26 protein-coding genes are annotated in these 26,594 nt (G+C 68.4%); 20 read left to right on the top strand and 6 right to left on the bottom strand.

Annotation, left to right across the window (positions count from 1 at the left end; genetic code table 11):
- Positions 1–10 precede the first annotated feature (10 nt).
- Together AB0M51_RS17305 and AB0M51_RS17310 are read left to right on the top strand one after the other, a co-directional pair.
- A complete protein-coding gene (locus AB0M51_RS17305) occupies positions 11–1,006 on the top strand; it encodes an acetamidase/formamidase family protein (RefSeq protein WP_344193990.1) in 996 nt (331 codons plus the stop codon).
- A gap of 99 nt (positions 1,007–1,105) precedes the next feature.
- Positions 1,106–2,305 carry a pyrophosphate--fructose-6-phosphate 1-phosphotransferase gene (locus AB0M51_RS17310; protein ID WP_344193992.1) on the top strand — a complete coding sequence of 400 codons (1,200 nt, stop codon included), beginning with the start codon at positions 1,106–1,108 and terminating at the stop codon, positions 2,303–2,305.
- On the opposite strand, the gene AB0M51_RS17315 is transcribed toward AB0M51_RS17310, so the two are convergent.
- The gene (locus AB0M51_RS17315; RefSeq protein ID WP_344193994.1) at positions 2,296–2,721 is read right to left on the bottom strand and encodes a low molecular weight protein-tyrosine-phosphatase; all 426 of its coding nucleotides are present in this window, start codon (positions 2,719–2,721) and stop codon (positions 2,296–2,298) included. The two genes, AB0M51_RS17310 and AB0M51_RS17315, sit on opposite strands and share 10 nt — an antisense overlap.
- Positions 2,722–2,723: 2 nt before the next feature.
- On the bottom strand, positions 2,724–3,110 hold the full coding sequence (locus tag AB0M51_RS17320; protein WP_344193996.1) for a phage holin family protein: 387 nt from the start codon (positions 3,108–3,110) through the stop codon (positions 2,724–2,726).
- A 103-nt stretch (positions 3,111–3,213) separates the two neighbouring features.
- Here AB0M51_RS17320 and AB0M51_RS17325 point away from each other — a divergent pair, with 103 nt between their 5' ends.
- From AB0M51_RS17325 to AB0M51_RS17360, 8 genes are read left to right on the top strand one after another with little or no spacing between them, the layout of a single operon-like run.
- Positions 3,214–4,320: a DUF4185 domain-containing protein gene (locus AB0M51_RS17325; RefSeq protein ID WP_344193998.1), complete on the top strand. Its 1,107-nt coding sequence runs from the start codon at positions 3,214–3,216 to the stop codon at positions 4,318–4,320.
- Entirely contained in the window at positions 4,317–5,024 is a 708-nt protein-coding gene (locus AB0M51_RS17330) for an FCD domain-containing protein (protein ID WP_344194000.1), read from the top strand. Before AB0M51_RS17325 ends, AB0M51_RS17330 begins: the two co-directional genes overlap by 4 nt.
- Positions 5,025–5,040: 16 nt before the next feature.
- Positions 5,041–6,318 (top strand): extracellular solute-binding protein, encoded by a 1,278-nt coding sequence (locus AB0M51_RS17335; RefSeq protein WP_344194002.1) that lies wholly within the window; start codon positions 5,041–5,043, stop codon positions 6,316–6,318.
- Complete coding sequence (locus AB0M51_RS17340) at positions 6,315–7,190, top strand: sugar ABC transporter permease (protein ID WP_344194005.1); 876 nt, start codon at positions 6,315–6,317, stop codon at positions 7,188–7,190. The genes AB0M51_RS17335 and AB0M51_RS17340 overlap by 4 nt, the downstream gene beginning before the upstream one ends.
- Positions 7,177–7,986, top strand: a complete 810-nt coding sequence (locus AB0M51_RS17345; protein ID WP_344194007.1) for a carbohydrate ABC transporter permease — start codon at positions 7,177–7,179, stop codon at positions 7,984–7,986. The genes AB0M51_RS17340 and AB0M51_RS17345 overlap by 14 nt, the downstream gene beginning before the upstream one ends.
- A gap of 13 nt (positions 7,987–7,999) precedes the next feature.
- Positions 8,000–8,794 carry an SDR family oxidoreductase gene (locus AB0M51_RS17350; protein ID WP_344194009.1) on the top strand — a complete coding sequence of 265 codons (795 nt, stop codon included), beginning with the start codon at positions 8,000–8,002 and terminating at the stop codon, positions 8,792–8,794.
- Complete coding sequence (locus AB0M51_RS17355) at positions 8,791–10,005, top strand: enolase C-terminal domain-like protein (protein WP_344194011.1); 1,215 nt, start codon at positions 8,791–8,793, stop codon at positions 10,003–10,005. Before AB0M51_RS17350 ends, AB0M51_RS17355 begins: the two co-directional genes overlap by 4 nt.
- Positions 10,002–12,035, top strand: coding sequence for a hypothetical protein (locus AB0M51_RS17360; protein ID WP_344194013.1), 2,034 nt, complete (start codon positions 10,002–10,004; stop codon positions 12,033–12,035). The genes AB0M51_RS17355 and AB0M51_RS17360 overlap by 4 nt, the downstream gene beginning before the upstream one ends.
- Positions 12,036–12,044: 9 nt before the next feature.
- On the opposite strand, the gene AB0M51_RS17365 is transcribed toward AB0M51_RS17360, so the two are convergent.
- Positions 12,045–12,713, bottom strand: coding sequence for a GntR family transcriptional regulator (locus tag AB0M51_RS17365; protein WP_344194015.1), 669 nt, complete (start codon positions 12,711–12,713; stop codon positions 12,045–12,047).
- A gap of 172 nt (positions 12,714–12,885) precedes the next feature.
- On the opposite strand from AB0M51_RS17365, the gene AB0M51_RS17370 reads away from it, so the two are divergent.
- Entirely contained in the window at positions 12,886–14,511 is a 1,626-nt protein-coding gene (locus AB0M51_RS17370; RefSeq protein ID WP_363749587.1) for a phage tail tip lysozyme, read from the top strand.
- Positions 14,512–14,516: 5 nt separating this feature from the next.
- The gene (locus AB0M51_RS17375) at positions 14,517–15,119 is read left to right on the top strand and encodes a PEGA domain-containing protein (RefSeq protein WP_363749588.1); all 603 of its coding nucleotides are present in this window, start codon (positions 14,517–14,519) and stop codon (positions 15,117–15,119) included.
- A 9-nt stretch (positions 15,120–15,128) separates the two neighbouring features.
- On the opposite strand, the gene AB0M51_RS17380 is transcribed toward AB0M51_RS17375, so the two are convergent.
- Positions 15,129–16,001 carry an arginine deiminase-related protein gene (locus AB0M51_RS17380; protein ID WP_344194021.1) on the bottom strand — a complete coding sequence of 291 codons (873 nt, stop codon included), beginning with the start codon at positions 15,999–16,001 and terminating at the stop codon, positions 15,129–15,131.
- Positions 16,002–16,145: 144 nt separating this feature from the next.
- Here AB0M51_RS17380 and hisC point away from each other — a divergent pair, with 144 nt between their 5' ends.
- Together hisC and AB0M51_RS17390 are read left to right on the top strand one after the other, a co-directional pair.
- Entirely contained in the window at positions 16,146–17,225 is a 1,080-nt protein-coding gene (gene hisC / locus AB0M51_RS17385) for a histidinol-phosphate transaminase (RefSeq protein WP_344194023.1), read from the top strand.
- On the top strand, positions 17,222–17,980 hold the full coding sequence (locus AB0M51_RS17390) for an SDR family NAD(P)-dependent oxidoreductase (RefSeq protein WP_344194025.1): 759 nt from the start codon (positions 17,222–17,224) through the stop codon (positions 17,978–17,980). Before hisC ends, AB0M51_RS17390 begins: the two co-directional genes overlap by 4 nt.
- A 198-nt stretch (positions 17,981–18,178) precedes the next feature.
- On the opposite strand, the gene AB0M51_RS17395 is transcribed toward AB0M51_RS17390, so the two are convergent.
- Together AB0M51_RS17395 and AB0M51_RS17400 are read right to left on the bottom strand one after the other, a co-directional pair.
- Complete coding sequence (locus AB0M51_RS17395; RefSeq protein WP_344194028.1) at positions 18,179–18,781, bottom strand: hypothetical protein; 603 nt, start codon at positions 18,779–18,781, stop codon at positions 18,179–18,181.
- 391 nt (positions 18,782–19,172) lie between these two features.
- Positions 19,173–20,108 carry an EamA family transporter gene (locus AB0M51_RS17400; RefSeq protein ID WP_344194030.1) on the bottom strand — a complete coding sequence of 312 codons (936 nt, stop codon included), beginning with the start codon at positions 20,106–20,108 and terminating at the stop codon, positions 19,173–19,175.
- Positions 20,109–20,670: 562 nt separating this feature from the next.
- Here AB0M51_RS17400 and pdhA point away from each other — a divergent pair.
- From pdhA to AB0M51_RS17430, 6 genes are all read left to right on the top strand, one after another.
- The gene (gene pdhA / locus AB0M51_RS17405; protein WP_344194577.1) at positions 20,671–21,732 is read left to right on the top strand and encodes a pyruvate dehydrogenase (acetyl-transferring) E1 component subunit alpha; all 1,062 of its coding nucleotides are present in this window, start codon (positions 20,671–20,673) and stop codon (positions 21,730–21,732) included.
- A gap of 3 nt (positions 21,733–21,735) precedes the next feature.
- Positions 21,736–22,713 carry an alpha-ketoacid dehydrogenase subunit beta gene (locus AB0M51_RS17410; protein WP_344194032.1) on the top strand — a complete coding sequence of 326 codons (978 nt, stop codon included), beginning with the start codon at positions 21,736–21,738 and terminating at the stop codon, positions 22,711–22,713.
- Positions 22,713–24,221, top strand: a complete 1,509-nt coding sequence (locus tag AB0M51_RS17415; RefSeq protein WP_344194034.1) for a dihydrolipoamide acetyltransferase family protein — start codon at positions 22,713–22,715, stop codon at positions 24,219–24,221. Before AB0M51_RS17410 ends, AB0M51_RS17415 begins: the two co-directional genes overlap by 1 nt.
- 76 nt (positions 24,222–24,297) lie before the next feature.
- Positions 24,298–24,735, top strand: coding sequence for a MerR family transcriptional regulator (locus AB0M51_RS17420; RefSeq protein WP_344194036.1), 438 nt, complete (start codon positions 24,298–24,300; stop codon positions 24,733–24,735).
- The gene (locus AB0M51_RS17425) at positions 24,732–25,682 is read left to right on the top strand and encodes an NAD-dependent epimerase/dehydratase family protein (protein ID WP_344194038.1); all 951 of its coding nucleotides are present in this window, start codon (positions 24,732–24,734) and stop codon (positions 25,680–25,682) included. The genes AB0M51_RS17420 and AB0M51_RS17425 overlap by 4 nt, the downstream gene beginning before the upstream one ends.
- Positions 25,683–25,729: 47 nt before the next feature.
- Positions 25,730–26,554, top strand: coding sequence for a DMT family transporter (locus AB0M51_RS17430; protein WP_344194040.1), 825 nt, complete (start codon positions 25,730–25,732; stop codon positions 26,552–26,554).
- Positions 26,555–26,594: the final 40 nt, after the last annotated feature.

Genomic DNA, 26,594 nt, shown 5'->3' on the forward strand with positions numbered 1-26,594 from the left:
GATTCCTGTTATGGACGTCCTGGAATTCACGCCTGAGCCCGCCGACTTCGCCTGGACCTTCGGGGGCGTCCCGCCGGTCCGCCGGGTCAAGCCCGGTACCGCGCTGCGCCTGTGGACGGAGGACGCCTTCGCCGGCAGCCTCCGCAGTACGTCGGATCTCGCGAGCGCCTCGCTGAACATGCCGTTCGTGAACCCGCAGACCGGCCCGTTCCACGTCGAGGGCGCCGAGCCGGGGGACACCCTGGTGCTGCACTTCGTCGAGCTGACGCCCGCCCGGAGCTGGGGCGCGTCGGCGACCATCCCGTTCTTCGGCGGGCTGACCAGCACCGACCGGACCGCCACGCTGCAGGACCCGCTCCCGGAGCGGACCTGGATCTACGAGGTGGACAGCGCCCGGCGGACGGTCGGGTTCCAGGCACAAGGGAGCGACCTGGAGGTCGCGCTGCCGCTGGAGCCGATGCTCGGCACGGTCGGTGTGGCGCCCGCGGGCGGCGAGGTCCGCTCGGCGCTGGTGCCGGACATGTTCGGCGGCAACATGGACACACCTGAGATGCGGGCCGGGACCACCTGCTACCTGAGGGTGAACGTCGAGGGCGCGCTGTTCTCGGTCGGCGACGGCCATTACCGCCAGGGCGAGGGGGAGTCCTGCGGGACCGCGGTCGAGGGCGCGATGAACGTCGTACTGATCGTGGACCTGCTGAAGACGCCCGGGCCGGTGTGGCCGCGGCTGGAGAGTGACGAGTACCTGTCGGTGATCGGGTCGAGCCGGCCGCTCGAGGACGCGTGGCGGGCCGGTCAGGTAGACATGGTGCATTGGCTCGGCGAGCTGTACGGCCTGGACAAGCTGGACGCGTACCAGCTCCTCAGCCAGGTCAGCGAGGTCCCGTTGGCGAACGTTGTCGACGCCAACTACAGCGTGGTCACCAAGCTCCCGAAACGCCTGCTCCCACAGGTGACGGCGTACGACGGGATCCACCAGCAGCTCAGGCAGGTCTCCCTGGGATAGCGACGACCCGTCCGCAGAGCGAACCCGACCACCACCCGGAGTGGTCCACATCACTAGTCTGGGGACGACTTCAGAGACACTCCGGAAGGACCGAGGACCATGGCTGTCCGCAGAGTTGCCCTGCTCACCGCCGGCGGGCTTGCGCCCTGCCTGTCGTCCGCTGTCGGCGGACTGATCGAGCGCTACACCGAGGTGGCGCCCGACGTGGAGATCATCGCCTACCTGAACGGGTACCACGGCCTGCTCAGCGGCCGGTTCCTCGAGGTCACGCCGGAGGTGCGGGAGAAGGCGTCGTTGCTGCACAAGTTCGGCGGCAGCCCGATCGGCAACAGCCGGGTGAAGCTCACGAACACCGCGGACCTGGTCAAGCGCGGCCTGATCGAGGACGGCCAGAACGCCCTCCAGGTCGCGGCCGAGCGGCTGGTCGCGGACGGTGTCGACGTCCTGCACACGATCGGCGGCGACGACACCAACACCACCGCGGCCGACCTGGCGGCGTACCTGCACGAGCACGACTACGACCTGACCGTGGTCGGCCTGCCGAAGACAATCGACAACGACGTGATCCCGATCCGGCAGAGCCTCGGTGCCTGGACCGCGGCCGAGCAGGGTGCGCTGTTCGCCCGCAACATCATCGCGGAGCACTCCTCGAACCCGCGGATGCTGATCGTCCACGAGGTGATGGGCCGGAACTGCGGCTGGCTCACCGCGGCCACCGCACAGGCGTACCAGCAGTGGGTCGACCAGCAGGAGTGGAACCCGGGCATCGGCCTGACGAAGGGCGGCTGGTCCGTGCACGCCGTGTACGTGCCGGAGGCCTCGATCGACCTGGACGCCGAGGCGGAGCGGCTGCGCAAGGTGATGGACGAGGAGGACTGCGTGAACATCTTCCTGTCCGAGGGCGCCGGCGTACCGTCGATCGTCGCCGAGATGGAGGCCCGCGGCGAGGAGGTCGGCCGGGACCCGTTCGGGCACGTCAAGCTGGACACCATCAACCCGGGCGCGTGGTTCGCGAAGCAGTTCGCGGAGCGGATCGGCGCCGAGAAGACGATGGTGCAGAAGAGCGGCTACTTCAGCCGGTCGGCCGCGGCCAACGACCGCGACCTCGCGCTGATCAAGGAGTGCACCGACTACGCCGTCGACGCGGCGCTGCGCGGTGAGTCCGGCGTGGTCGGCCACGACGAGGAGCGCGGCGACGAACTGCGCGCGATCGAGTTCCCGCGGATCGCCGGCGGCAAGGAGTTCGACCCGGGCGTGGAGTGGTTCGTCTCGCTCAAGTCGGAGCTCGGTCAGGCCTGACCGTCGCGGAGGCGGTCGACCCACGCGTCGGCCGCCTTCTCGATCTGGGCGAGGACCTCGTCGAAGCCGTCGTCCTCGCCGTAGTACGGATCCGGTACGTCGTCGCGCGCGAACAGTTGCGCGGCGACGCCGTACCGGGTGAGCGTGTCCAGGTGGCCCGCGTCCATCGCGAGCACCAGGTCCCGGTCCCAGGACCGTTGGTACTGCTGGGCGCGATGCGAGCTGCCGTCGTACCCGCGGCGTCGGAGCGCGGCCGCCGCGCGCGGGTCCATCCGGTCGCCGACGTGCCAGCCGCCGGTCCCTGAGCTCGAGACGAGTACGCCGTCGACGCCCGCCTCGGCGAGCTTGTGGCGCAGCACCACCTCGCCCATCGGCGACCGGCAGATGTTCCCGGTGCAGACGATCTCGACGCGCATGCTCAGTGGATCTCGGCCTTCTCCGGCAGGACGGCGTTGATGATCATGCCGACGACGCTGATGATCAGGGCGCCCCAGAGTGCCGACCAGAAGCCGGCCACGTGGAACTGGACGTCGAGCTTGCCGGTGATCCAGGACGTCAGCAGCAGCATGACGGCGTTGATCACGAACGTCAGCAGGCCCAGCGTGAGGATCAGCAGCGGGAAGGACAGCACCTTCACCACCGGCTTCACGATCGCGTTCACGACCCCGAAGATCGCGGCGACGATCAGCAGCGTGAGCACCCGCTTGCCGGTGGTCGCTCCCTCCAGCGTGATTCCGCCGACGAGCCAGGCCGCGATGCCAAGCGCGACGGCGTTCGCCAGCAACCTGATGATCAAGTTCTTCATACCGTCGATCCTCCCACTCGGGCGGTAGCACCACTCTCCGTACACACCCTGGTCGAACCCTGGGTCTTGACACCGAAAATGACCAAGTGATCTGATCATTTTCATGAAACGGCCCCTGGTTGCGGTTGTCGCGTTGTCCCTCACGGCAGCAGGCCTCGCTGTCCCCGCCGCGTCCGCGGCCCCTTCGACGTGCAGCGCCGTCCAGACGAACTGGACCGCGAGGACGACCCCGCATGCCGCGCCCGAGGCATTGCTGAACGCGTACAGCAACACCGGCAAGGGCTGGACCGGCGCGGACAGCACGTACTCCGTGCCGCTGTCCGGCGGTCGTACGGCGTGGATCTTCTCCGACACGTTCCTCGGACCGGTGAACGCGGACGGCAGCCGGCCGACGACGACGCCGTTCATCAACAACTCGTTCGTGATCCAGCACGGCACGGAGGTGAAGACGGTCACCGGCGGTACGGCGGACAGCCCGACGGCGCTCGTGCCGCCGCCGTCGGACGGCTGGTACTGGTTCGGTGCCGCGCAGACCAGCCACGCCGGCCAGGATCTCGACGTGGTCGCGCTGCGGTTCCAGCGGACCGGTACGGGTCAGTGGGACTGGAAGTGGTCCAGCAACTACCTGGCGCGGTTCGACAGCAAGACGTACAAGCTGAAGTCCCTGACGCCGATCCCGTCCGCCGCGAACGTGCAGTGGTCCGGCTGGCTGCTCCGCGACAACGGGTACACCTACGTCTACGGAGTCGAGGACCTGGGCGCCTCGAAGTACCAGCATGTCGCCCGGGTCCGCGGCGACGACCTGACCGCCAAGCAGTGGGAGTACTGGACCGGCTCCGGCTGGTCCGCTGACGAGACCGCGTCGGCCCGCGTGCTCGAAGGTGTTGCGAACGAGCACAGTGTGACCCGTTGGGGCGACGGCTACCTGCTGGTCACGCACAACACCAAGGAGCTCTTCAGCAAGAGCGTCCTCGGGTACTTCTCCTGCTCGCCGACCGGCCCGTGGGTGAAGCCGGTCGAGCTGTACCAGACCCCCGAGACCGGCGGGAACATCATCACGTACAACTCCCACGAGCACCCGGACCTGCGGCAAGGGTCCTCGCTGCTGGTGAGCTACAACGTGAACAGCCTGGTCAGCGACGACCTGTACGGCGACGTGAGCATCTACCGGCCACGCTTCCTCTCGGTCACCCTGGCGGCGGCCGAGTGAGCGCGTCCGGCGGCGTCGTACGGCGCAGTCTCCTCGACGACCTGGCGACGTCGATGCTCACGCTGATCGCGGAGCGGAAGCTGGCGCCGGGGGATCAGTTCGAGGCGGTGCGGTCGCTGGCGGAGCGGTTCAAGGTCGCCGTACCGACGGTCCGGGAGGCGCTGCGCCGGCTGGAGGCGACCGGGGCCGTGGAGCTCCGGCACGGCTCCGGTGTGTACGTCGGCCCCAACGTCGGCCGGCTGGTTCTGGCGAACCCCCTCGCGCTGGAGCCGAGCCCGGACCGGCTGGTGGAGCTGCTGCAGGCCCGTGCCCTGATCGAGCCGCCTGTCGCCGCGCTGGCCGCGAAAACCCGCGCCGAGGCGCCGCTCGAACAGATGGCCAAGGACCTCGACGCGGCGGCGGAGCTGATCGCGTCCGGGGACCACGCGCAGCTGGCCGAGGTCAACATGGACTTCCACCGCTCCCTGGCGCTGGCGTCCGGCAACGCGACCCTGGCCGAGGTGGTCGAGTCCGTCACGGTCGTGAACGCCCGCGAACAGCTGGAGATCCTGCACATCCACGGTGACCGCCAGGCCGACCTGGACGAGCACCGCGCGATCTACGACGCGATCCGGTCCGGCGATCCCGACCTGGCCGAACTGCTCACCCGCGAGCACCTGGACGGCGTCCTGGCCGTCATCAACGAACGACTTCAGCACCCCTGAGCTGGAAGGACGCAACATGCAACGCAACAACCGCAAGGCGCTGGCTGCCCTGGTGATCGCCGGCACGCTCGCGCTGTCCGCCTGTGGCGGCGGTGCCAAACCCGGCAAGGCCGCCGAGGACAAGCCGGTCGACTCGCTGAAGTTCTACAACGACAAGGGCGGCTGGAAGGACGCGTTCACCCAGGTCGGCGCGGCCAGTAAGAAGGACATCGGCGTCGGCATGGAGCCGGTCGGGTACTCCGACTCGAACACCTACACGGCGTTCATCCGGTCCTCGTTCCGGACCAAGGAGAAGGCCGACCTGTTCACCTGGCACACCGGCAAGGAGCTTCAGGATCTGGTGGACCAGAAGCTCGTCGCCGAGACCACCGACCAGTGGACCAAGGCGGTTGCCGACGGCAACGTGCCCGAGCAGCTGAAGCAGTACTTCACCTTCGACAACAAGCAGTACTGCGTCCCGCTGAACGCCGGGTACTGGGTGATGTACTACAACAAGGCGGTCTTCAAGAAGGCCGGGATCACTGCGGCGCCGACCACCTGGGCCGAGCTGATGCAGGCGGCGGACAAGGTGAAGGCGATCGGCGTGAAGCCGTTCTACCAGACCAACATCCTGTTCTCGTTCGTCTGGTTCGAGACGCTGCTGGCCGGCAAGGACCCGGACCTGTACGACAAGCTCGCGACCGGCAAGGCGAAGTACACCGACCAGGGTGTCGTCGACGTGATGAACGAGTGGAAGAAGATGATCGACGCCGGCGACTTCAGCGACCCGGGCGCGAAGACCGAGCCGCAGGCGCAGTTGAAGAACGGCGACGTCGCGATGATCAACTTCGGCACCTGGTTCAGCGGCAACCTGAACACGCTGAAGATGAAGGCCGGCACCGACTACGACTTCTTCGTGATCCCGAACGTGAACCCGTCGCTGCCGAAGACCTCGATGATCTTCGAGACCGGTCCGGTCTGCTCGGCCGCCGCGAGTGACCACGCGTCGACCGTGAAGAAGTGGACCGACTGGTGGCTCACCCCGAAGGCGCAGACCGACTGGGCGAACTCGCGCGGCGACCTGTCGTTCAACCCGAAGGCCGAGGTCAAGGACCCGGGCCTGTCGAAGCTGAACAAGGACGTCGGCGGTGACGGGTACCGGCTGATCAACCGGTGGTTCGAGGCGACGCCGGTACCGGTCGCGAACAAGGCGCTCGAGGTGTTCGGCGCGTTCGTGACGAAGCCGGGCGACCCGATGCCGGGCCTGCAGAAGATCCAGGCCGAGGCGGACGCGTACTGGGCCAAGCAGAAGTGAGGGATCGAACCGGAGCGCGGGCGGCGCCACTGTTCGGGCTGCCCGCGGTAGCCGTCGTCGCGCTGCTCCTGTACGTGCCGTTCCTGTGGACGACGTACGTCAGCTTCACGTCGTACGACGGACTGGCGTCACCGGTGTGGTCCGGGCTGGCCAACTACAAGGCGATGTTCAGCGACCCCGACCTGGTCGGGGCGCTGGTCAACACGCTGCTGTGGGTGGTCGGCATGATCACGCTGCCGGTGGCGCTCGGCCTGCTGGTCGCCGTACTGACGTATGGCCACCGGTGGGGGACGTGGCTGCGGCTGCCGTTCCTGCTGCCGTACGCGATCTCCGGTGTCGCCGTCGGTGTCATCTGGGGGTTCGTGCTGCAGCCGGACGGCGCACTCGGCCAGGCACTTGGGTTCTTCGGGCTCCCGGGTGCCCACACCGGGTGGCTGCAGTCAGGGCCCGGCAACACGATCATGATGATCGTCGCCACCACCTGGCAGGCCGCCGGCGTCAACGCGCTGTTGTTCGTCGTCGGCCTCCAGTCCATCCCCGGGGAGCCTCTGGAAGCCGCCCGCCTCGATGGCGCCGACGGCTTCAAACTCTTCCGCTACCACCTCTGGCCGCAGCTGCGTGCCATCACCACCGTCGTCATCGGCCTCTCGCTCGTCGGCAGCCTGAAGACGTTCGACGTCGTCTGGGTGATGACCCAGGGCGGACCGGGCACCTCCTCGGAGACCCTCGCGCTCTCCATGTACAAGGAGACCTTCGTCCTGAACGACTACGGCCAAGGCGCCGCGATCGCGTTGTTCCTGAGCCTGGTGACCTTCGCGGCCTCGATCCTGTACCTGCGCTACCAGCTGGGAGACGCCCGTGAGCAAGGTTAAGACGGGGGTTCTGATCGTCCTGGGGCTGTTGTGGCTCGCACCGGTCTATCTGCTGGTCGTCAACGCGTCCAAGTCCGTCGACGGGTACGACGCCAAGACCGTGTGGAAGCCCGCCGGGTTCGACCTGTTCGCGAACTTCGGCGACGCGTGGAGCAAGGCCTCGCTCGGCGACACGTTGGTGTCGACAACGATGTACAGCGTGATCGCGCCGGTGCTCGCGGTGCTGGTCGGTGCGGCCGCCGGGTACGCGATCGTCGTACTCAAGTTGAAGCGCGGGTTCCTGTGGTTCGTGTTCGTCTTCGGTGGGACGATCTTCCCGTTGCAGATGATCCTGATGCCGCTGTTCTCCGGGTACGCGAACTCCGGGCTGTACGACACCCGGGTCGGGATGATCATCGTGTACACGGCGATCAGCGTGCCGTTCTCGGCGTTCGTGATGCGGAACTTCTTCACCGGGATCGCCCGCAGCGTGTTCGAGGCCGCGATCGTCGACGGCGGCGGGTTGTTCCGGATCTTCCGCAGCATCTACCTGCCGATGGCGGGGTCGGCGCTGGCCGCGATCTTCATCCTGCAGGCGACGTTCGTCTGGAACGACCTGCTGCTCGGCCTGACCCTCAGCCAGTCCGACTCGGTCCGCCCGATCATGCCGGCGCTGACCGGCCTGCAGAGCACGTACGGCGGCGCCGCCCTCCCGACGGTCCTCGCCGGCGGTCTGCTCGTCTCGCTCCCCACCGTGATCCTGTTCCTCGCCGCCCAACGCTTCTTCTCCCGGGGCCTCGCCCTGGGTCAGTTCTGAGAAAGGGACACATATGCCGCAGCAGTCCGACACCGCCTCCGGCGGAGAAACGCGGGAGGTCGGGGGTGGCCGCACAGTCGTCGTCACGGGTGGTGCGGCCGGCATCGGCCGGGGCGCCGTGGAGCGGTTCCTCGCCGCCGGCGACCGCGTCGTGGTGCTCGACCGCAGCATCGACGGTCTGGACGATCGGGTGACCGGCCTCCAGGTGGATGTGTCGGACCGGGCCGCGCTCGCGGCGGCCGCGGAAGAGATCGGCGCCGTGGACGCACTCGTGTGTGCGGCGGGCATCCAACGCTACGGAACCGTTGTCGATACGCCCTGGAACGTCTACGACGAAGTGATGGCCGTGAACGTCGGCGGGGTGTTCTTCGCCTGCCAGGCGTTCGTGCCGAAGCTCCCGCGGGGCGGCAGTGTCGTGGTGGTCGCCTCCGTCCAGGCGTACGCCGCGCAGACCGGCGTCGCGGCGTACTCGATGGGCAAAGGCGCCCTGCTCAGCCTGGTCCGTGCGATGGCGGTCGACCACGCCGCGGACGGGATCCGCGTGAACGCCGTCTGCCCGGGCTCCGTCGACACCCCGATGCTCCGTACGTCGGCCGCGCAGTTCGGAGCCGGCCGTACGACGGACGAGGTGGTCGCGGAGTGGGGTCGCTCGCATCCGCTCGGCCGGGTCGCGAACCCGGAAGAAGTTGCCGAAGTCATCTATTTCCTGTCCTCACCGGCCGCGTCGTTCGTGACCGGTGCGGACGTGAAGGTCGACGGCGGGCTGACCGCCGGACTGCCCGTAGTACTGCCGGAGGACGACAAGTGAAGATCGTCGACGTACGCGCCACCACGGTGACCATGCCGCTGGAGGCGCCGCTGCGACACAGCAACGGGGCGCACTGGGGACGTTTCGTACGGACTGTCGTGGAGGTCGAGGCCGACAACGGGCTGATCGGCCTGGGCGAGATGGGCGGCGGTGGCCAGAGCGCCGAGGCCGCGGTCGCCGGGCTGAAGGAGTACCTGGTCGGCCACGACCCGGCTCGCACCGAGGCACTGCGCTGGATGCTCGCCAACCCGACCGCGAGCCTGTACAACAACCGCACCCAGTTGCTCGCGGCCATCGAGTTCGCCTGCCTGGACCTGCAGGGCCGCGAGCTCGGCGTACCCGTGCACGCTCTGCTCGGCGGCAAGGTGCGAGACCGCGTGCCGTTCGCCAGCTACCTGTTCTTCCGGCACCCCGCAGCCGACGGGACCGGGGAGATCCGCACCGCCGAGCAGTTGGTGGCCCATGCTCGATCATTGGTCGACGAGCATGGATTCAGCGTGCACAAGCTGAAGGGCGGCGTCTTCCCGCCGGACTACGAGCGCGAGTGCTTCCGCGCGCTGGCGGAGGCGTTCCCGGGGCATCGCGTCCGGTTCGACCCGAACGGCGCGTTCAGTGTCGAGGAGGCGATCCGGTTCGCGCGCGGGATCGAGGACCTCGACAACGACTACCTCGAGGACCCGACCTGGGGCCTGAACGGGATGCGCCGGGTCCGCGAGAACACCCCGATCCCGCTCGCCACCAACACGGTCGTGGTGAACTTCGAGCAGCTCGCCGCGAACGTCCTGAACCCGGCCGTCGACGTGATCCTGCTGGACACCACGTTCTGGGGCGGCATCCGCCCGTGCCTCAAGGCGGCCGGCGTCTGCGAGACGTTCCAGCTCGGCGTCGCCGTGCACTCCTCGGGCGAGCTCGGCATCCAGCTCGCGACGATGCTGCACCTCGGCGCCGTCGTACCGAACCTGTCGTTCGCCGCGGACGCGCACTACCACCACCTGCGCGACGACATCATTGCCGGCGGCAAGCTTCCGTACGTCGACGGCGCGATCGCGGTCCCGGACGCGCCGGGCCTCGGCGTCGAACTGGACCGCGACAAGCTGGCCGAGTACGCCGAACTGTTCCGCGAGCTCGGCACCTACCCGTACGACCGCGATCCGGCCCGCCCGGACTGGTACCCCCTGCTACCGAACACCGATTGGGCAGACCCGTCATGACGATCCCGCGTTCCGCCGACCTGGCGAGCGACGTCCTCACGCACACGTACGACGACATGTTCAACCCGCCGGGGCTGACGAACTTCCTCGGCACCGCCCAGGTCGACCTCGACGTGGTCGGGATCCGCAGCGTGAACTTCCCGCCGTACTCGCACGGCGACACGATCACCGCCCAGCTGTACGTCGACGGCCGGCTGGCCCGCTCGTACGGCGGCACCGTCGAGGTCGTGTGGCGCCCGGACCGCGTCGTCCGCTCCACCACGGTCGACGGCCTGCACATCCGCACGACCACTGCCTGCGCCCCGGGCCGACCGGCTGTCGTCGTACAACTGGAGATTGCCGGGCAGCCGGGGCGGTCGGTTCGACTGGGGCTTTCGTTGGCAAGTACCGCGACGCGCTCGTCGGCCGGGTGGTTGCGGCCGGAGCCACCGTCCGAGCCCAACACGCTGACTGTTGTCGACAATCGGGTTGTCGGCACCGGGGAGTCCGGATCAGCCGTGAGCCTGCAAGGCGTCGACATTCCCAGCACTGTGGACCGGGGGATGCTCGAGGCGACTGTTGACCTGGACGCCGACGGGCACGCGCGGCTGTCGTACGTTCATGCGCTGGCGGGGACGTTGGAGGAGGCTGCGGAGCACTTCGACGTGTGCGTGGCCGACGTACCGGCCGTCATCGCTGTCGCGGAGAGCGTGTGGGATGTCGCGATCGCGGACGCGTTCGATCCGTCCAGCGAAGGCTTCAGCGGATCCCTGCCGGTGCTGGAGACCTCCAACGAGGCCCTGCGGAAGCTGTACTGGTGGGGTGTGCTCGGTGTGATCTGGTTCCGCCGTGACAACCCGGCGAGCGTGCTCGGGCGGACGTACGACACCTTGATGCCGCGGTACTGGCAGACGACGACGTTCATCTGGGACTACAGCCTGTCCTCGTTGACGCATGCCCTGCTCGACCCGGAGCCGATGCGCAAGCACATCGAGCACTGGATCGACCTGGACATCCACAAGCACTTCGGCACCGAGTGGCTGACCGGCGGGCCGGTCGGTTACTGGTACTCCGTCAATGACTTCGCCATGACCCGCCTGGTGCGCGACTACGTACGTTTCACCGGCGACGACGCGTTCCTGGACGCTGTTGTCGGTCCGAAGGCGGTAGGGGAGCACGTCCACGACTGGGCGACCGCCTGGCGCGGGCTGCGCGGTGAGCACGCGCTGGCCGACTACGGCGGCATCGACAACCTGCTGGAGTGCGTGAGCAGCTACGTGCACGAGGTGGCCAGCTTCAACGCAGCCAACGTCTGGTGCATGCGGGTGGCCGCTGAGATCGCGGACCGCTCGGGTGACACGGACCGTGCCGCTCTACTCCGCAAGGAGGCGTCTGCGCAGGCGGGGCACGTCAATGAGCTGTACGTCGAGGGCAGGGGCTTCTGGCACGCCCGCCAACCCGACGGCACGCTGGTACCGGTACGGCACTGCTACGACTTCAACATCATCGGTACGACGATCCCGGACGACCTGTCCGAGTCGCAGTGCGCGGAGATGGTGTCGTTCTTCCAGAACGAGCTGCAGACGCCCACCTGGATGCGCGCGTTGTCGCCGTACGACGCCGACGCGGCGTTCAGCGTCCGCCCGGACCACCAGTGGAACGGGGCCTACCCGGCGTGGCCGGCCGACGCGGGGCGCGCCCTGTTCGCCCTCGGGCGTGGCGACGTACTGCTGGACTGGCTGCCGGGACTCGCGAAGACCGCGAACCAGGGCCCGTGCGGGCAGGCGCACTTCGTCGAGGAGGCCCAGCCCGCGATGGCCGGCGGCGCGCGGAAGTCGCCGCCCCAGTTCCCGTACCTGATCGACTGGTCCTGCTCCTCCTCCGGCGCCTGGGTCAGCCTGGTCCTGGAGGGCATCTTCGGCATCGAGGTAGCCCTCGACGGCACGGTCACCGCGAACCCACAGGTCGCGGGCCTCGACCCCAACGCCCGCCTGACCGGCCTCCGGGTCGGTTCTCGGACGTACGACGTGATCGCGGACGGGCTGGTCTGACCCGAGCTGTCAGGCCGGCGGCATTGCGATGGCCTCGAGGAGTGACTCCTCGGCACCGGCCAGGTGGCGCCGGAGCTCGTCGACGCACTCTTCGAGCTCACCGCGCTCCAGCAGCCGGATCAGCTTGCGGTGCGACGCGACCTGCTGGCGGGCGTCCTGACGCAGCGCATCCACCCGCGCCAGCGCCAACCGCGCCTCACCGGTCACCGAGTCCGCCGTCGCGATCAGCCGCTCACTCCCCGTGAGTGCGACCAGACTCCGGTGGATCGCCAGATGCGTCTCGGTGAGCGCCTCCGGATCGGCCCCGTCCTTGGCGGTCGCGGCGAACACCCGCATCGCCTCCCGGACCCGCTCCCGGGCCGCCTCGTCGGCGTCGAACCACGCCCGGATCCCGGCCGACTCCAGCACGAACCGCGCCCGGCAGATGTCCGCCACCGCGGCCGGGTGCAGGATCGCGACGCTGACCCCCTTGTTCGGCTCCCGCACCGCGAGCCCCTCGGTGACCAGCATCGTCATCGCCTCCCGGATCGTGCTCCGGGCCACCCCCAATGCCTCCGCCAGCGGCTGCTCGCGCAGCGGCGTACCAGGCTGCAGGTCACCGGCGAACATGGCCGCACGCAGCGCGTCGACCACCCGGTCCACCGTGGTCGAGCGGTCCACCCGCAGCCGTTCGTACATGGGAAGATTCTCGTCCAGACCCGCCCCGTTGTCGCGCCCGCCCCGCCCCCGGCCACCCACCCTGTGGATAACTTCCACACGATGACCCGCTTTTCAGGCACCATTTTCCACTAGTGGCCGCCCCTTCCGCCGACCCGCGCGGAAGCCCACTCGAGCCAGCGAGGAGCAGACCGTGGAAGGTGCCAAGAAACTGGTGCCGCTCGTCGGCGGCCTGCTCTTGCTGCCGTTCGCGCTGGGCGTCGTCATCGTGATGCTGCTGAGCTCGCTGATGGGCATGGACACCCAGGCCGCCGCCTGCGCGATGTCGCCCGCGAACAGCGGTGCCGACCAGGCCACGTTCGCCTGGCCGACGGACAAGCACGAGATCTCCCAGGACTGGGGTGTCGACCCGAACGCCGGTACCAGCCACTCCGGTATGGACTTCGACGTCTCCGAGGGCAGCAAGGTCTACGCCGCTGCCAACGGCACGGTGGTCTCCACCTCGAACAACGAGATCGTGATCAAGCACGAGCAGGAGGTCCAGACCCACTACCGGTACATCAAGGACTTCCTGGTCCACGCCGGTGACACCGTCAAGCGTGGCCAGCAGATCGCCACCTCGGGTTCCGGCAACGAGGATCCGCCCGGCCTGTCCGGCGAGCACCTGCACTTCGAGGTCTGGATCGACAAGGAATCCAACGGCCACCTCGTGAACACGCAGATGAAGGACAACCCGTTCGTCGTCCAGGACTCCGGGGATTCCGGGGGCAGCTGCTCCTGCCCGACTTCGTCGCTGACCGGCAACAACAACGTCCAGATGGTCTTCAACTACTTCGTCGCGAACGGCTACTCCAAGGAGCAGGCGGCCGGGGTCATCGGCAACATGCAGACGGAGTCGTACGTCGAACCGACGATGCTTCAGGGTGGTAAGCCCGGCGACGTCACCCATGTGGCCGATGCGTTGAAGCAGTCGAACCTCGGCTGGGGAATCGTGCAATGGACCCCGTCGACGAAGATGATCAACCCGTCCAGGGCCTCAGGTGCTGACGACAAGACCATCGAGTCGCTCCAGTTCCAGCTCGACTTCCTCAGGGACCAACTCCTCGGCAAGGGGCCGGACCCGCGCAAGGACGGCGGCGACCGGCTCAAGGCGGCGAAGACGGTCAAGGACGCCACGATCGCGTTCGGCCAGGGCTTCGAGGGGTTCGGAGGCAACGAGAACCTCGACTCCGACAACTGGCGGAAGCGGATCGCGGACGCGCAGAGCGCCTTCGACCAGTACGCCGGGATCGCGCCCGCCCAGGGTGCTGCCGACGACACCGGCGGTGGCGGCTGCGGGGCGGCGGCCGGCAACGGGGACATCGTCAAGACCGCCTTGTCGCTTGCCTGGGACACTCCGGGACACGGGTTCGATGCGAAACCTGCCTACCCGCCGGCTGAGAAGAAGTACAACGGATCGACGGGAGAGGACGAGCTGACCGACTGCGGTGTGTTCGTGGCCACGGTGATGGTGATGAGCGGTGCCGACCCGGACTACGCTCGCCGCGGAACGTCGATTCAGATCCCGTACGTGCGCAACTCGCCGAAGTACGAGGTCTTCGACAACCTGACCAACGAGGGGCAGCTGAAACCGGGCGACATCTTCCTCATCGACGGGCACACCTACCTGTACACCGGCCCCTACAAGGGTGGTGACGGGAAGACGTACAACGCGGCCTCGGCCTCGCTGCACGGTCACACCCCGGAAGCGTCGCACGTGTACTTCGACGACTACCGTGGCCACTACATGGTGGCTCGCCTCAAGAAATCGGGAGCGTAGGTTCGATGGAAGAGAACCGGCGGCTGTACGTGGCCGGGGCGGCGATCTTGGTGGCCGTCGTACTGCTCGTGGCGTTCTTGGTCTTCAGGGGAGGCCCGGAGCACAAAGTGCAGGTCAGCTCGGTGCCGAACGACCTGACCCTGACCGTCGACGGCAAGCAGGTCGCGGCGAACGGCGAGATCAAGGTCAAGGAAGGCCAGCACACGTTCGTCGGTCAGCGGAAGGGCTTCGAGACCTACACCGAGACCGTGGACATCCGTCAGGACTACGCCTTGAAGATGTACCTGTTCTCGAACAATGCCGAGGGGCGGGCCTGGGAGCGTTCGCACCCCGAGCAGGAGCTGCAGATCGAGGCGGAGACCGGTCGACGCTTCGACGAGCTCAACAAGCGGCTGGAGGCCAAGTACCCGATCCTCCAGCAGTTGCCGTACATCGGCCGCGGCTTCACGATCAACCAGGGCGTCTCGAAGGCGCACCCGGGCGACCCGGAGTACCTCGCGTTCTACATCAAACTGGTGTACCCCGAGGGTCGCAAGTACGCCCTCGAGTGGCTCAAGGGCAATGGGTACGATCCGGACAATCTCGAGCTGATCTTCACCACCAGCTGAGCACCCTGATCAGGCAGGGAGGTGCAGTTCCCCGCCTGGGGTGGTGGCGGAGGTCAGGGGGAAGTCCAGGGGGTTGGTGAGGCAGCGGGCCGAGCCGCCGCCCTTGTGGAACTCGGAGAGGTCGAGGACGACCACCCGGAGGCCGAGGGCGGTGAGGATGTCGCGGAGGCGCTCGGAGCAGGCCGGCATGATGATGGTTTGGTCGACGACGATCGAGTTCGCGGAGAACGCGAACGCCTCCTCGTCGGTGAGGACGATCGGGTCCGGGACGATGGCGGACAGTTCGCCCTGGCTCGCGGTGTCGAAGGCCGGCGGATAGACCATCGCGTGCGTGCTGTCCACCGGGCAGAACGGCAGGTCGAGGTGATACATCCCCTCGTGTGCGATCCGCAGGCCGCGGACCCGGACGTTCCACTCGGTTGCCAGGTGCTTGAGCGCCTCCGCGTCGGTGCGCGGCCCGTACCCGACGACCAGGCTGTCGCCGAACACGAACGCGTCGCCGGACTCGAAGTGCGGCCCGACGCCCTCGGCGCCGACCCGGTCGAGCCGGAAGCCGTGCCCGGTGAACCAGTCCGCAGCGCTCAGCGACTCTGCCCGGCGGGGCTCGAACCGCATGTGCGAGAGCATCGCCCGGCCGTCCGCGGCGGCCAGCCCGAGGTTCATCGCGTACACCATGTCGGGGGAGTCGGCGCGCTGCTCGAGGACCTCGACCTCGCCGCCGGCGTCCAGGATCGCCTGCCGCAGCGCGTCCCACTGCTTCAGCGTCAGTGCCGGGTCCGGCTGGTCGTGCGTCGACATGTACGGGTTGATCACGTAGTCGATCCGGAAGTGGTCCGGCCGGACCATCAGATAGCGACGACCCCACTCCAGCGGCTGTCCCACGAGTACCTCCCTGACCGTTGAGATCCCGGTGCAGGATCCCCTGATTGTCCGACAATCAGTCAGTTTGAGGCTCGCTGTTCCCGGAGTCAAACGGTCGCCCCGGGCAGGGTGGTTCCGGGGTGCGGTAAGGATTAACCTGCGGGCATGACCCCTGACAATGAGGTTCGCTTCCGCGCCTGTCTGGACGACGTACCGGCTTACAAGCCGGGCCGTCCGCCGGAGCGCACCGACGGCCGGCCGACGTACAAGTTGTCCAGCAACGAGAACCCGTACCCGCCGCTTCCGGGTGTCCTCGCCGCCGCCACCGAGGCCGCCGCGCAGATGAACCGCTACCCGGACATGGGCGCGGTCGACCTGCTCGAGGCGCTGTCGAAGCGGTTCGGCGTACCGGTCAGCGATCTCGCGGTCGGCACCGGGTCGGTCGCGCTGCTCTACCACTTGCTGCAGGCGACGGTCGCGGACGGTGACGAGGTCGTGTACGCCTGGCGCTCGTTCGAGGCGTACCCGATCGCGGTGCAGCTGACCGGCGCGACCTCGGTCCAGGTACCGCTGACCGCCGACGCGCGGCACGATTTCAAGGCGATGGAGGCGGCGATCACCGACCGGACGAAGGTCGTGCTGGTCTGTACGCCGAACAACCCGACCGGCCCGGTGGTCCGCCGGGACGAGCTGGTCGCGTTCCTGGACGCCGTACCGTCGAGCGTGCTGGTCGTGGTGGACGAGGCGTACCGCGAGTTCGTCCGGGCGACCGACGTCGTGGACGGGGTCGAGCTGTACCGCGACCGGCCGAACGTGCTGGTGCTGCGGACGTTCTCGAAGGCGTACGGGCTGGCCGGCTTCCGCGTCGGGTACGCGATCGGGCATCCGTCGGTGGTCGGCGCGATCCGTAAGTGCGCGCTGCCGTTCGGGGTCAGCTACGTGGCGCAGGCGGCCGCGATCGCGTCGCTCGCCGTCGAGGACGAGCTGCTCGAACGCGTCGACGCGCTGGTCGAGGAACGCGGCCGGGTGATCGCCGAACTGCAGGCCGCGGGCTGGAACGTTCCGGAGTCGGAGACGAACTTCGTCTGGCTCGAGCTCGGCGACGACACCGTGAAGTTCGCCCAGGCGGTCCAGGCCGAGGGAGTCTCGGTCCGCCCGTTCCCCGGCGACGGCGTCCGCGTCACGATCGGCGAACGCGAGGCCAACGACCTGTTCCTCGCCGTCGCCCGCACCTGGCGCCAGTGAGTTCGCTCGTCTGGATCTCCGGAGCCTCCAGCGGGATCGGCGCCACCCTGGCCGCGTCGGTCCCGTTCCCGGACGCCCGCGTCATCGACATCTCCCGTACTGGCGGCCGGGCGGGGTACCTGCGACAGCGCCTCGGGCAACGCGACCACGACGGGACGGCGGAACACCTCAGGGCGGACCTCTCGGACCCGGACGGCTGGTCCCGCGTCGCGATGCAGTTCACCGCCGAGCTGTCGGCGTACGCCGGAGATCGCGTGGTCTTCATCCACAACGCCGGCACGATCACCCCCATCGGGCCGGCGTCCGACGCCGACCCGGAGTCGTACAACCGAGCTGTCCTGCTGAACTCCGCCGCCCCGCAGATCCTCGGCGCCGCGTTCCTCCGCGCGTCGGCCCACCTGACCTGCGAGCGCCACCTGATCATCCTCTCCTCGGGCGCCGCGAAGACCGCCTACGCCGGCTGGTCCTCGTACAACGCCGGCAAGGCCGCCGTCGAGCACTGGGTCCGCACCGTAGGTCAGGAACAACCCGCCGACGGCTGCCGCGTCATCGCCGTAGCCCCCGGCGTGGTCGATACCGACATGCAGTCCGAGATCCGCGCCACGGACGAGACCGTGTTCCCGTCGGTCGGCCGCTTCCACACCCTGAAGCAGACCGGCGCCCTGAGTACGCCGGAGTCGGCCGCCGCGGGCATCTGGTCCCTCCTGACCCGAGACCTGTCCAACGGTGCGTGTGTAGACCTTCGCGACCTCTGAGCCCGCACACGGAACACCCCGCGGGGTCGTGCGACACGCAATAGCTTGTCGTATGACCCCGCGGGGTGTCGTGAGTTGCGGGCACAAAGAAGCGGCGCCGGGAGGAGTGAGGCTTGCTCCCGGCGCCGCGGTGTTGCTCCGAATCAGTCAACCCACCGAGGTGGCTGGTTCGGGTCCTGCATCACTGACCAGGGAGGGTCAGTTGTTCTGCTCGTTGCTCTGCTCGCAGGTCTTCAGCGAGTCGATCGAGTTGCCGTTGTTGTCCAGACCGAGGATGCCGGTCGGGTTCGTCAGCGGAACGGTGCCGCCGATGCCGGTGGCGTCGATCTCGTTGTGGCAAACCTGCCACGGGCCGACCTTGTTGTCGCTGACCGAGACAACGCCGTTGCCGTCAGCCTTGTACCACTTGCGGTTCTGCTGGTTGTCCTGCTCGCAGGTCTTGACGGCGGTGATGCTGTTGCCGTTGTTGCCCCAGCCGATGATGCCGGTGATGTCCTCGGCCGGAACCGTGCCGCCGATGCCGGTGCCGGCACCGAAGTTGTGGCAGGCCTGAACGGCGCCGAGGTCGTTGCGGTCGATGGCGACCAGCGAACCGTCCTTGCGCATGCCCCACCAGCGAGCGTGGGAGCCGTCGTAGTTGCCGGCGCCCTGGGACAGAGCCGACACCTGGTCGGACAGACCCTCGACCTGGGCCTTCTTCTGCGCGTCGTCGAGCATGTTGGCGCCCGCGAAGCTCGCGACACCAAGGGTGGCAACGGTCGCCGCCGCGGCTGCGATGACGATCTTGCGAGTTACCTGCATTTTGCCAGGTTTCCTTTCGGGTTTGACGGATTCGTCTTAGTGGTAACGACCCCTGGCGCGGCCGGTTACAAACTTTTTCGTCAACTATTTTCCCTGATGCGGCAGTGATATTGGTGAGCGGAAGTTGAGACAGAGGGGCCCGTAACCAGGGCAGAGGTGCGTCGTTGAGTCAGCGCGGGTGACGGATGGCCCGGTGAATCGGAGATTGTTTCGGTGGGCTCGGTGGCTGCCGAATTGGCAATAGCACGATTCGTCGGAACAATTTGGAACCATTGCCGGAGTTTCGTGCCGTGTTTTTTCGGGGCAGGGCGCGACCGGCAGCCAGACCCGCTGCCGCGCGCATCGGCAGCGGTGGGAGACCCGGGTCCTTAGGGGCCCGGGTCTTTCCTTTTCAGGCCCGGCGGCGTTCCGCGGTGACGACCAGTGCTACCCCGACGATGATCACCGCGCCGCCGAGCAGGATCTGCCAGGTCAGCCGCTCGCTCAGGATCAGCCAGCCGAGGAACACCGCGACCGCCGGGTTCACGTACGCGTACGTGCCGACCAGCGAGATCGGGGCGTTCGCGAGCAGATACGAGTACGCCGTGTACGCGAGCAGCGACCCGAACACCACCAGGTACGCCAGCCCGACCCACCCGCTGCCGTGGATCCGGTCGAAGTGCAGCCGCCCCGGCTCGCCCCGCAGTACGCCGAACAGCACCATCGCCGTACCGCCGAAGACCATCTCGTAGAGCGCTGTCACCAGCGGGTCTCGCGGCAGGCCGAGGCGCGGCGCGTACCGCGAACCGGTCGCCCAGCAGATCGTGCCGGCGACCAGGATCGCCACCGACAACGGCTTCGCGCTCGTGTTGCCACCCGACAACGCGAGCAGCGCCGCCCCGCCGAACCCGATCAGTACGCCGACCCACGTCATCGCGCGAGGTCGTTCGCCGCCGCCGACCCGCAGCAGCATCAGCCACAGTGGGATCGCCGCGACCAGCAGCGCCGCCAGCCCCGACGGCACCGTCTGCTCCGCGATCGCCACCGCGCCGTTGCCGAGGGCAAGTAGCAGGACACCGACGGTGGCCGCGCCGATCGCCTCGCGCCGGGTGATCCGGAGTCGCTGCCACCCCGATTTGAGGGCCAGTCCGGTCGCCATCAGCACCGACGCGGTGAGGAACCGGGTGGCCATCCCGAGCATCGGAGGGATCTCCGCCTCGACCACCACCCGGATCGCCAGGTACGTCGAACCCCAGACGACGTACACCACCGCGAGCGCGGTCCAGATCATCGCGCCGGAGGCCGGCCGTGAACCGGTCTCGACCACGTCGGCGGGAGCTGTGGCCATCACGACCCTCCTCGAAGGGATGTCAGGGGTGTCTTGTGCGAACGATGCTTACGCTAGGCCTCGCGTGCACGCGCACGCAAGGAGATTTCCGGCCACCGGGCGGCCGATTCCCGCCAATCGCCGGCTGTCGAGACGAACTTGTGACACTTCCCCTTCGCGGTGCCCGCACGCTGTAAGACGAGGCTGCGGATAGGACCAGTGGGTGGACTGGTGTCTCATCCCAGGACCGATTCCGGTACCGCCGTACCCGCTGGAGTCCAGGAAGTTAGCGGATCAGGCACCTGGTCTGTACGGTGTCCGGCAAGATGGGAGTGAGACCAGTGAGGAGGTCCACTGCCAGCAGTGCATCAACCCCTGGAATCACGCGGACCAGCCTGCGAAAGCCTCATCCGGCACATCGGGCCGGCCCCCGTGCAACGTGCGGTCGCGGCGATCCCGCGCTCGAACCCGAGGAGTGCATGTGAGTGAGTCGGTGCCGGGCCCTGCCCCGGAAGTGTTCGCGCCCCACAAGGCGCCGGTCAGTCCGCCCCAGGCCTCCGAAGAGGTCGAGTTCGTCCAGCTCCTGACGCCCGAAGGCGAGCGCGTCGAGCACCCGGACTACTCGTTCGACCTCGACGACGAGGCGATCAAGGGCTTCTACCGGGACATGGTCCTGGTCCGCCGGATCGACACCGAGGCGACCGCCCTGCAGCGTCAGGGTGAGCTCGGCCTGTGGGCGTCGCTGCTCGGCCAGGAGGCCGCGCAGATCGGTTCCGGCCGTGCCCTGAACAAGAAGGACATGGTCTTCCCGACGTACCGGGAGCACGGCGTCGCCTGGTGCCAGGGGGTCAACCCGCTGAACCTGCTCGGCCTGTTCCGCGGCGTCGACCAGGGCGCCTGGGACCCGAAGGACAACAACTTCCACCTGTACACGATCGTGATCGGCGCCCAGACGCTGCACGCGACCGGGTACGCGATGGGCCAGCAGCGCGACCACGCGATCGGCGACGCCGACAACGGCGAGGCGACGATCGCGTACTTCGGTGACGGCGCCAGCAGCCAGGGTGACGTCAACGAGGCATTCATCTGGGCCTCGGTGTTCAACGCCCCGGTCGTCTTCTTCTGCCAGAACAACCAATGGGCGATCTCGGAGCCGATCGACCGGCAGACCCGGATCCCGCTGTACCAGCGCGCCGCCGGCTTCGGCTTCCCGGGCGTCCGCGTCGACGGCAACGACGTACTCGCGACGTACGCCGTCACCCAGCAGGCCCTGAAGCGCGCCCGCGAGGGCAGCGGCCCGTCGCTGATCGAGGCGTACACGTACCGGATGGGCGCGCACACCACCTCCGACGACCCGACGAAGTACCGGCTGAACGAGGACCTCGAGCACTGGAAGCTCAAGGACCCGATCGAGCGCGTGCACGCGTACCTGGCCCGGCACGCGAGCGTCGACCACGACTTCTTCGACGAGGTCGACGCCGAGGGCGACAAGGTCGCCGCCGAGTTGCGGGCCGGCTGTCTCGCCCTGCCGGACCCGGTGCTCACCGACTTCTTCCAGAACGTGTACGTCGACGAGACGCCGCAACTGGCCGAGCAGCGTGACCAGTACGTCGCGTACGCCGCTTCGTTCGAAGGTGAGGGCTGAGCGATGAGCAAGATCACTCTCGGCAAGGCCATCAACGCCGGACTCCGGGCCGCGATGGAGAAGGACCCGAAGGTCCTCGTGATGGGCGAGGACATCGGCAAGCTCGGCGGCGTCTTCCGGGTCACCGAAGGGCTGCAGAAGGACTTCGGCGAGGACCGGGTGATCGACACTCCGCTGGCCGAGTCCGGGATCATCGGTACGGCGGTCGGGCTCGCGCTGCGCGGGTACCGCCCGGTGTGCGAGATCCAGTTCGACGGGTTCGTGTTCCCGGCGTACGACCAGATCGTCAGCCAGGTCGCGAAGATGCACTACCGGTCGATGGGCAAGATCAAGATGCCGGTCGTCATCCGGATCCCGTACGGCGGCGGCATCGGCGCGGTCGAGCACCACTCGGAGTCGCCGGAGACGCTGTTCGCGCACGTACCGGGGCTGAAGGTGATCTCCTGCGGCGACCCGGTCGACGCGTACTGGATGATCCAGCAGGCGATCGCGTCCGACGACCCGGTGGTGTTCTTCGAGCCGAAGCGGAGGTACCACGAGAAGGCCGAGCTGGACGAGTCCGCGGGGCCGGCGCTGCCGCTGCACAAGGCGAAGGTCGTGCGTGAGGGTACGGACGCGACGCTGCTCTGTTACGGGCCGATGGTGAAGACGTGTCTGCAGGCGGCCGAGGCCGCGGTCGAGGACGGGCGCAACCTGGAGGTCGTGGACCTGCGGACGATCGCGCCGTTCGACCTGGCGACGATCTTCTCCTCGGTGAAGAAGACGCGGCGCGCGGTCGTCGTGCACGAGGCGCCGTACTCGTTCGGTCCCGGGTCGGAGATCGCGGCCCGGGTGACCGAGGAGTGCTTCTACCACCTGGAGGCGCCGGTGCTGCGCGTCACCGGGTACGACACTCCGTACCCGCCGTCGCGGATGGAGGACGAGTACCTGCCGGACCTGGACCGGGTCCTGGACGGCGTCGACCGGGTGATGGGGTACTGATGGGCATCCAGCAGTTCCGCCTCCCCGACGTCGGTGAGGGGCTGGTCGAGGCCGAGATCGTCAGCTGGAAGGTGAAGCCCGGCGACACCGTCAAGCTGAACGACACTGTCGTCGAGATCGAGACCGCGAAGTCGCTCGTGGAGCTCCCGGTCCCGTTCGCCGGTGTCATCACCGAGTTGTTGGTCCCCGAGGGCGAGACGGTCCCGGTCGGTACGCCGATCATCTCGGTGCAGACCGAGTCCGCCGGCGACGAGCCGCTCGCGGACGACATGGTCCCGTCCGTCCCGGAGCCGGAGGAGTCCGGCGGTCGTACGGCGGTCCTGGTCGGCTACGGCCCCAAGACCACCGAAGCCAAGCGCCGCCAACGCAAACCCGCGAACGGTGGTCCAGGAGCCGGCGTTCCCACGGCCGCACCAACAGGTTCCCCAGCCGCACCGCCGACCGCACCCGCCGCGCCTCAGGCCGCACCCGCCGCGTCTCAGGCCGTACCGGCCGGACCTCAGGCCGTACCGGCCGCACCCCAGGCCGCAGCTGCGGCGTCGGCCGTCCCAGCCGCGCCTCCGGCGTCCGCGTCGGCCGCTGTCGCACCTCCCACCCCGGCGCCGCAGGCGCCGGTTGCCAGGGGTCATGTACTGGCGAAGCCGCCCGTGCGGAAGCTTGCCAAGGATCTGGGGATTGATCTGGCGGCGGTGACCGCGACCGGCGCGGGTGGTGTGATCACCCGGGCGGACGTGGAAGCGCACGCCGCGGCTCCGGCCGCCGACGTACCGGCGGCTGCGACGTACGAACCCGCCCCGGTGGTGAGTGGCCGCGAGGACACCCGCGTTCCGGTGAAGGGTGTACAGAAGGTGATGGCGCAGGCGATGGTCGCCAGCGCGTTCACCGCACCGCACGTGACCGAGTGGATCACGGTCGACGTCAGCGCCACGATGGAACTCGTCGAGCGGCTGAAGTCGGACAAGGCGTTCCGCGACCTCCGCGTCTCCCCGCTGCTGATCGTCGCGAAGGCCGTTACCCTCGCCGCCCGCCGTACGCCGATCGTGAACGCGGCCTGGGACGAGCAGGCCCAGGAGATCGTCTACAAGGGCGCGGTCAACCTCGGGATCGCCGCGGCCACCCCGCGCGGGCTGATCGTCCCGAACATCAAGGGCGCCGACTCGCTCACCCTGCCCGACCTCTGCCGGGCGCTGAACGACCTGGTCGCCACCGCCCGCGAGGGCAAGACCCAGCCCGCGGACCAGGCGGGCGGTTCGTTCACGATCACCAATGTCGGCGTGTTCGGGGTCGACGCCGGTACGCCGATCATCAACCCGGGCGAGGCCGCGATCCTCGCGTTCGGCGCGGTCCGGAAGCAGCCGTGGGTGGTGGACGACGAGATCGTCCCGCGCTGGATCACCACGCTCGCGCTGTCCTTCGACCACCGCCTGATCGACGGCGAGAAGGGCTCCATCTTCCTCGCCGACGTGGCGAGCATCCTCGAGGATCCCGCCCGCGCACTGATGTTCTGAGCTCGAAGGCCCGGGTGAATTCATCCGGGCCCTTCTTGTTTGACCTCAAGCGCTTTAAGTATGTGACCGTGGCGGCATGACGGTTTTCACCATTCAGGAGGTCGCGCGGCGGAGCGGGCTGAGCGAGCCGACGCTGCGGTACTACGAGGACGTCGGGCTGGTCGGCCCGATCGGCCGGGACGCGCAGAGCGGCCACCGCCGGTACCAGAGCGCGGACGTCGACGTACTCGAAGCGCTGGCCTGCCTGCGCGCGGTCGGCGTCGGCATCGGAGACATGCGCACGTACCTGGCGAACCGCGCCCGCGGGCGTGCGGCGGCCGGCGAGCAGCGCGACCTGCTGCTCCGGCACGCCGAACGCATCGAGTCCGAGATCGCCGCCCAGCAAACCCGCCTCCGCTACCTCCGCGAGAAGGCGGCGCTGTGGGACGCCCGCGACCGCGGTGACGAAGCAGCCGAGGCCGCAACCATCGAACGCCTGGTAGACGTCGTCGACGGCCTGGGAGCCCTCCGATGAGCCCGGTGCTCGTCACCGGGGGTTCCGGTTACCTCGCGACTCACCTGATCGCGCGACTCCTCCGCGACGGACGCGACGTCCGTACGACGGTCCGCTCGAGGTCTCGCGCCGACTCGGTCCGGGCCGCCGTACGCCGGGGTGGCGCCGACGACACCCGCCTGGAATTCGTCGAGGCGGATCTGATGTCCGACGACGGCTGGAAGACCGCCGTCGACGGCTGCGCCGAGATCCACCACGTAGCGTCCCCGATCCCCGCCGTACAGCCCGAAGACCCGGACGAACTGATCGTCCCCGCCCGCGAGGGAACCCTCCGGGTACTACGAGCCGCCCGCGACGCCGGCGCCCGCCGCGTCGTCCTGACCTCGTCCTTCGCCGCGATCGGGTACACCCCGAAACCCGACGCCGACTACACCGAGGACGACTGGACCGACCCGGACACCCCCGGCCTCGCGCCGTACCCCCGCTCGAAGGCGATCGCCGAACGCGCCGCCTGGGACCTGATGCGCGACGCCGCCACCGAACTGGTCGTCGTCAACCCGACCGCCATCTTCGGTCCGACCCTCACCACCGACCTCCGGTCCTCCACCCAACTGATCAAGTCGATCCTCGACGGCAGCATCGACGTGCTCCCGCGTGCCCGCTTCGGCGTGGTCGACGTCCGTGACGTCGCCGACCTGCACGTCCGCGCGATGACCAACCGGACCGCCGCCGGCCACCGCTTCCTTGCCGTAAGCAACGACCCGGCCACGAGCTTCCTCGAACTCTCCCACCTCCTGCACGAGCATCTCTCCGTCCCCACCCCCACCGAAGAGGCCCCCGGCCCCGACCTCCCCCGCCCCACGATCCACAACACCCGCGCTCGCACCATGCTCGGCTGGAACCCGCGCCCCCTGGAAACCACCATTCTCGAAACCGCTCGAAGCCTCCGCGACCTCGACCTCCTCTAATCCACCTGACCCGCGCCGTGAGCGGGTGAGAGGGTGGTGGAGTGGTCGTGATTCTGGTGGTCCTCGGGGCGGCGGTCCTGCACGCAACGTGGAATGCGATGGCGCACGGGGCGCCGGATCGGTTTGCCGGGTTGGCGTTGTTCGAGTTGGCGGCCGGGGTGATCGGACTGGTGGCGGTGCTGGTGATGGGGCTGCCGCCGGCGGGGACGTGGGGGTACATCATCGCGTCGGCGTTGCTGCACCTCGCGTACCTCGGCGGGCTGCTGGCGTCGTACCAGCTGGGACAGTTCAGCCAGATGTATCCGTTGGCCCGCGGTACGTCGCCGTGGGTGGTGGCCGTGGTGTCGATCGTCGTACTGCATCAGCAGCTGGCCCTGCTCGAGCTGGCCGGTGTCCTGCTCGTCTCGGCGGGCCTCATCGCACTTGTGTTCATCGGGCGGCCCGGGCGCAACCAACTGCCGGCCATCTTCGCCGCGACCGGTACCGGCCTGATGATCGCGTCGTACACCGTCGTCGACGGGGTCGCGGTCCACAAGATGCCGGTGGCAACGTACATGGGCTGGGTCTTCATGTTGCAGGGATTCGCGATGCCGATCGCCGTGCTGTTGTGGCGTGGCCCGCGGATCTTCGACCTGCCCCGCCCGGCGATCCTGTCAGGTCTCGCGGGCGGCGTCGTGTCGATGGCGGCGTACGGCCTGGTGCTCTGGGCCCAGACCCGCGGCACCCTCGCCGCCATCGCCGCGCTCCGCGAGACCAGCATCATCTTCGGCGCGATCATCGGCGCTCTCTTCTTCCACGAACGCTTCGGCCCGAAACGAGCGACCGCGGCCGCCGTCGTCGTGGCCGGGATCGTGCTGATCACCACGGGCTAGATACAGGTACGGTCGGCACTCCGCGGATCGTCGACCTTCC

It is taken from the genome of Kribbella sp. NPDC051137 (assembly GCF_040682535.1).
Taxonomy (GTDB): domain Bacteria; phylum Actinomycetota; class Actinomycetes; order Propionibacteriales; family Kribbellaceae; genus Kribbella; species Kribbella karoonensis.

Excerpts from the sequence above, each read along its gene's own strand:
- AB0M51_RS17335 (WP_344194002.1), top strand. The coding sequence starts at position 5,041 with ATGCAACGCAACAACCGCAAGGCGCTGGCTGCCCTGGTGATCGCCGGC.
- AB0M51_RS17315 (WP_344193994.1), bottom strand. The coding sequence starts at position 2,721 with ATGCGCGTCGAGATCGTCTGCACCGGGAACATCTGCCGGTCGCCGATG.
- AB0M51_RS17365 (WP_344194015.1), bottom strand. The coding sequence starts at position 12,713 with ATGTACGAACGGCTGCGGGTGGACCGCTCGACCACGGTGGACCGGGTG.
- AB0M51_RS17420 (WP_344194036.1), top strand. The coding sequence starts at position 24,298 with ATGACGGTTTTCACCATTCAGGAGGTCGCGCGGCGGAGCGGGCTGAGC.
- AB0M51_RS17325 (WP_344193998.1), top strand. The coding sequence starts at position 3,214 with ATGAAACGGCCCCTGGTTGCGGTTGTCGCGTTGTCCCTCACGGCAGCA.
- AB0M51_RS17410 (WP_344194032.1), top strand. The coding sequence starts at position 21,736 with ATGAGCAAGATCACTCTCGGCAAGGCCATCAACGCCGGACTCCGGGCC.
- AB0M51_RS17400 (WP_344194030.1), bottom strand. The coding sequence starts at position 20,108 with ATGGCCACAGCTCCCGCCGACGTGGTCGAGACCGGTTCACGGCCGGCC.
- AB0M51_RS17310 (WP_344193992.1), top strand. The coding sequence starts at position 1,106 with ATGGCTGTCCGCAGAGTTGCCCTGCTCACCGCCGGCGGGCTTGCGCCC.
- AB0M51_RS17350 (WP_344194009.1), top strand. The coding sequence starts at position 8,000 with ATGCCGCAGCAGTCCGACACCGCCTCCGGCGGAGAAACGCGGGAGGTC.
- AB0M51_RS17305 (WP_344193990.1), top strand. The coding sequence starts at position 11 with ATGGACGTCCTGGAATTCACGCCTGAGCCCGCCGACTTCGCCTGGACC.
- AB0M51_RS17320 (WP_344193996.1), bottom strand. The coding sequence starts at position 3,110 with ATGAAGAACTTGATCATCAGGTTGCTGGCGAACGCCGTCGCGCTTGGC.
- hisC (WP_344194023.1), top strand. The coding sequence starts at position 16,146 with ATGACCCCTGACAATGAGGTTCGCTTCCGCGCCTGTCTGGACGACGTA.
- AB0M51_RS17395 (WP_344194028.1), bottom strand. The coding sequence starts at position 18,781 with ATGCAGGTAACTCGCAAGATCGTCATCGCAGCCGCGGCGGCGACCGTT.
- AB0M51_RS17425 (WP_344194038.1), top strand. The coding sequence starts at position 24,732 with ATGAGCCCGGTGCTCGTCACCGGGGGTTCCGGTTACCTCGCGACTCAC.
- AB0M51_RS17375 (WP_363749588.1), top strand. The coding sequence starts at position 14,517 with ATGGAAGAGAACCGGCGGCTGTACGTGGCCGGGGCGGCGATCTTGGTG.
- AB0M51_RS17360 (WP_344194013.1), top strand. The coding sequence starts at position 10,002 with ATGACGATCCCGCGTTCCGCCGACCTGGCGAGCGACGTCCTCACGCAC.
- AB0M51_RS17415 (WP_344194034.1), top strand. The coding sequence starts at position 22,713 with ATGGGCATCCAGCAGTTCCGCCTCCCCGACGTCGGTGAGGGGCTGGTC.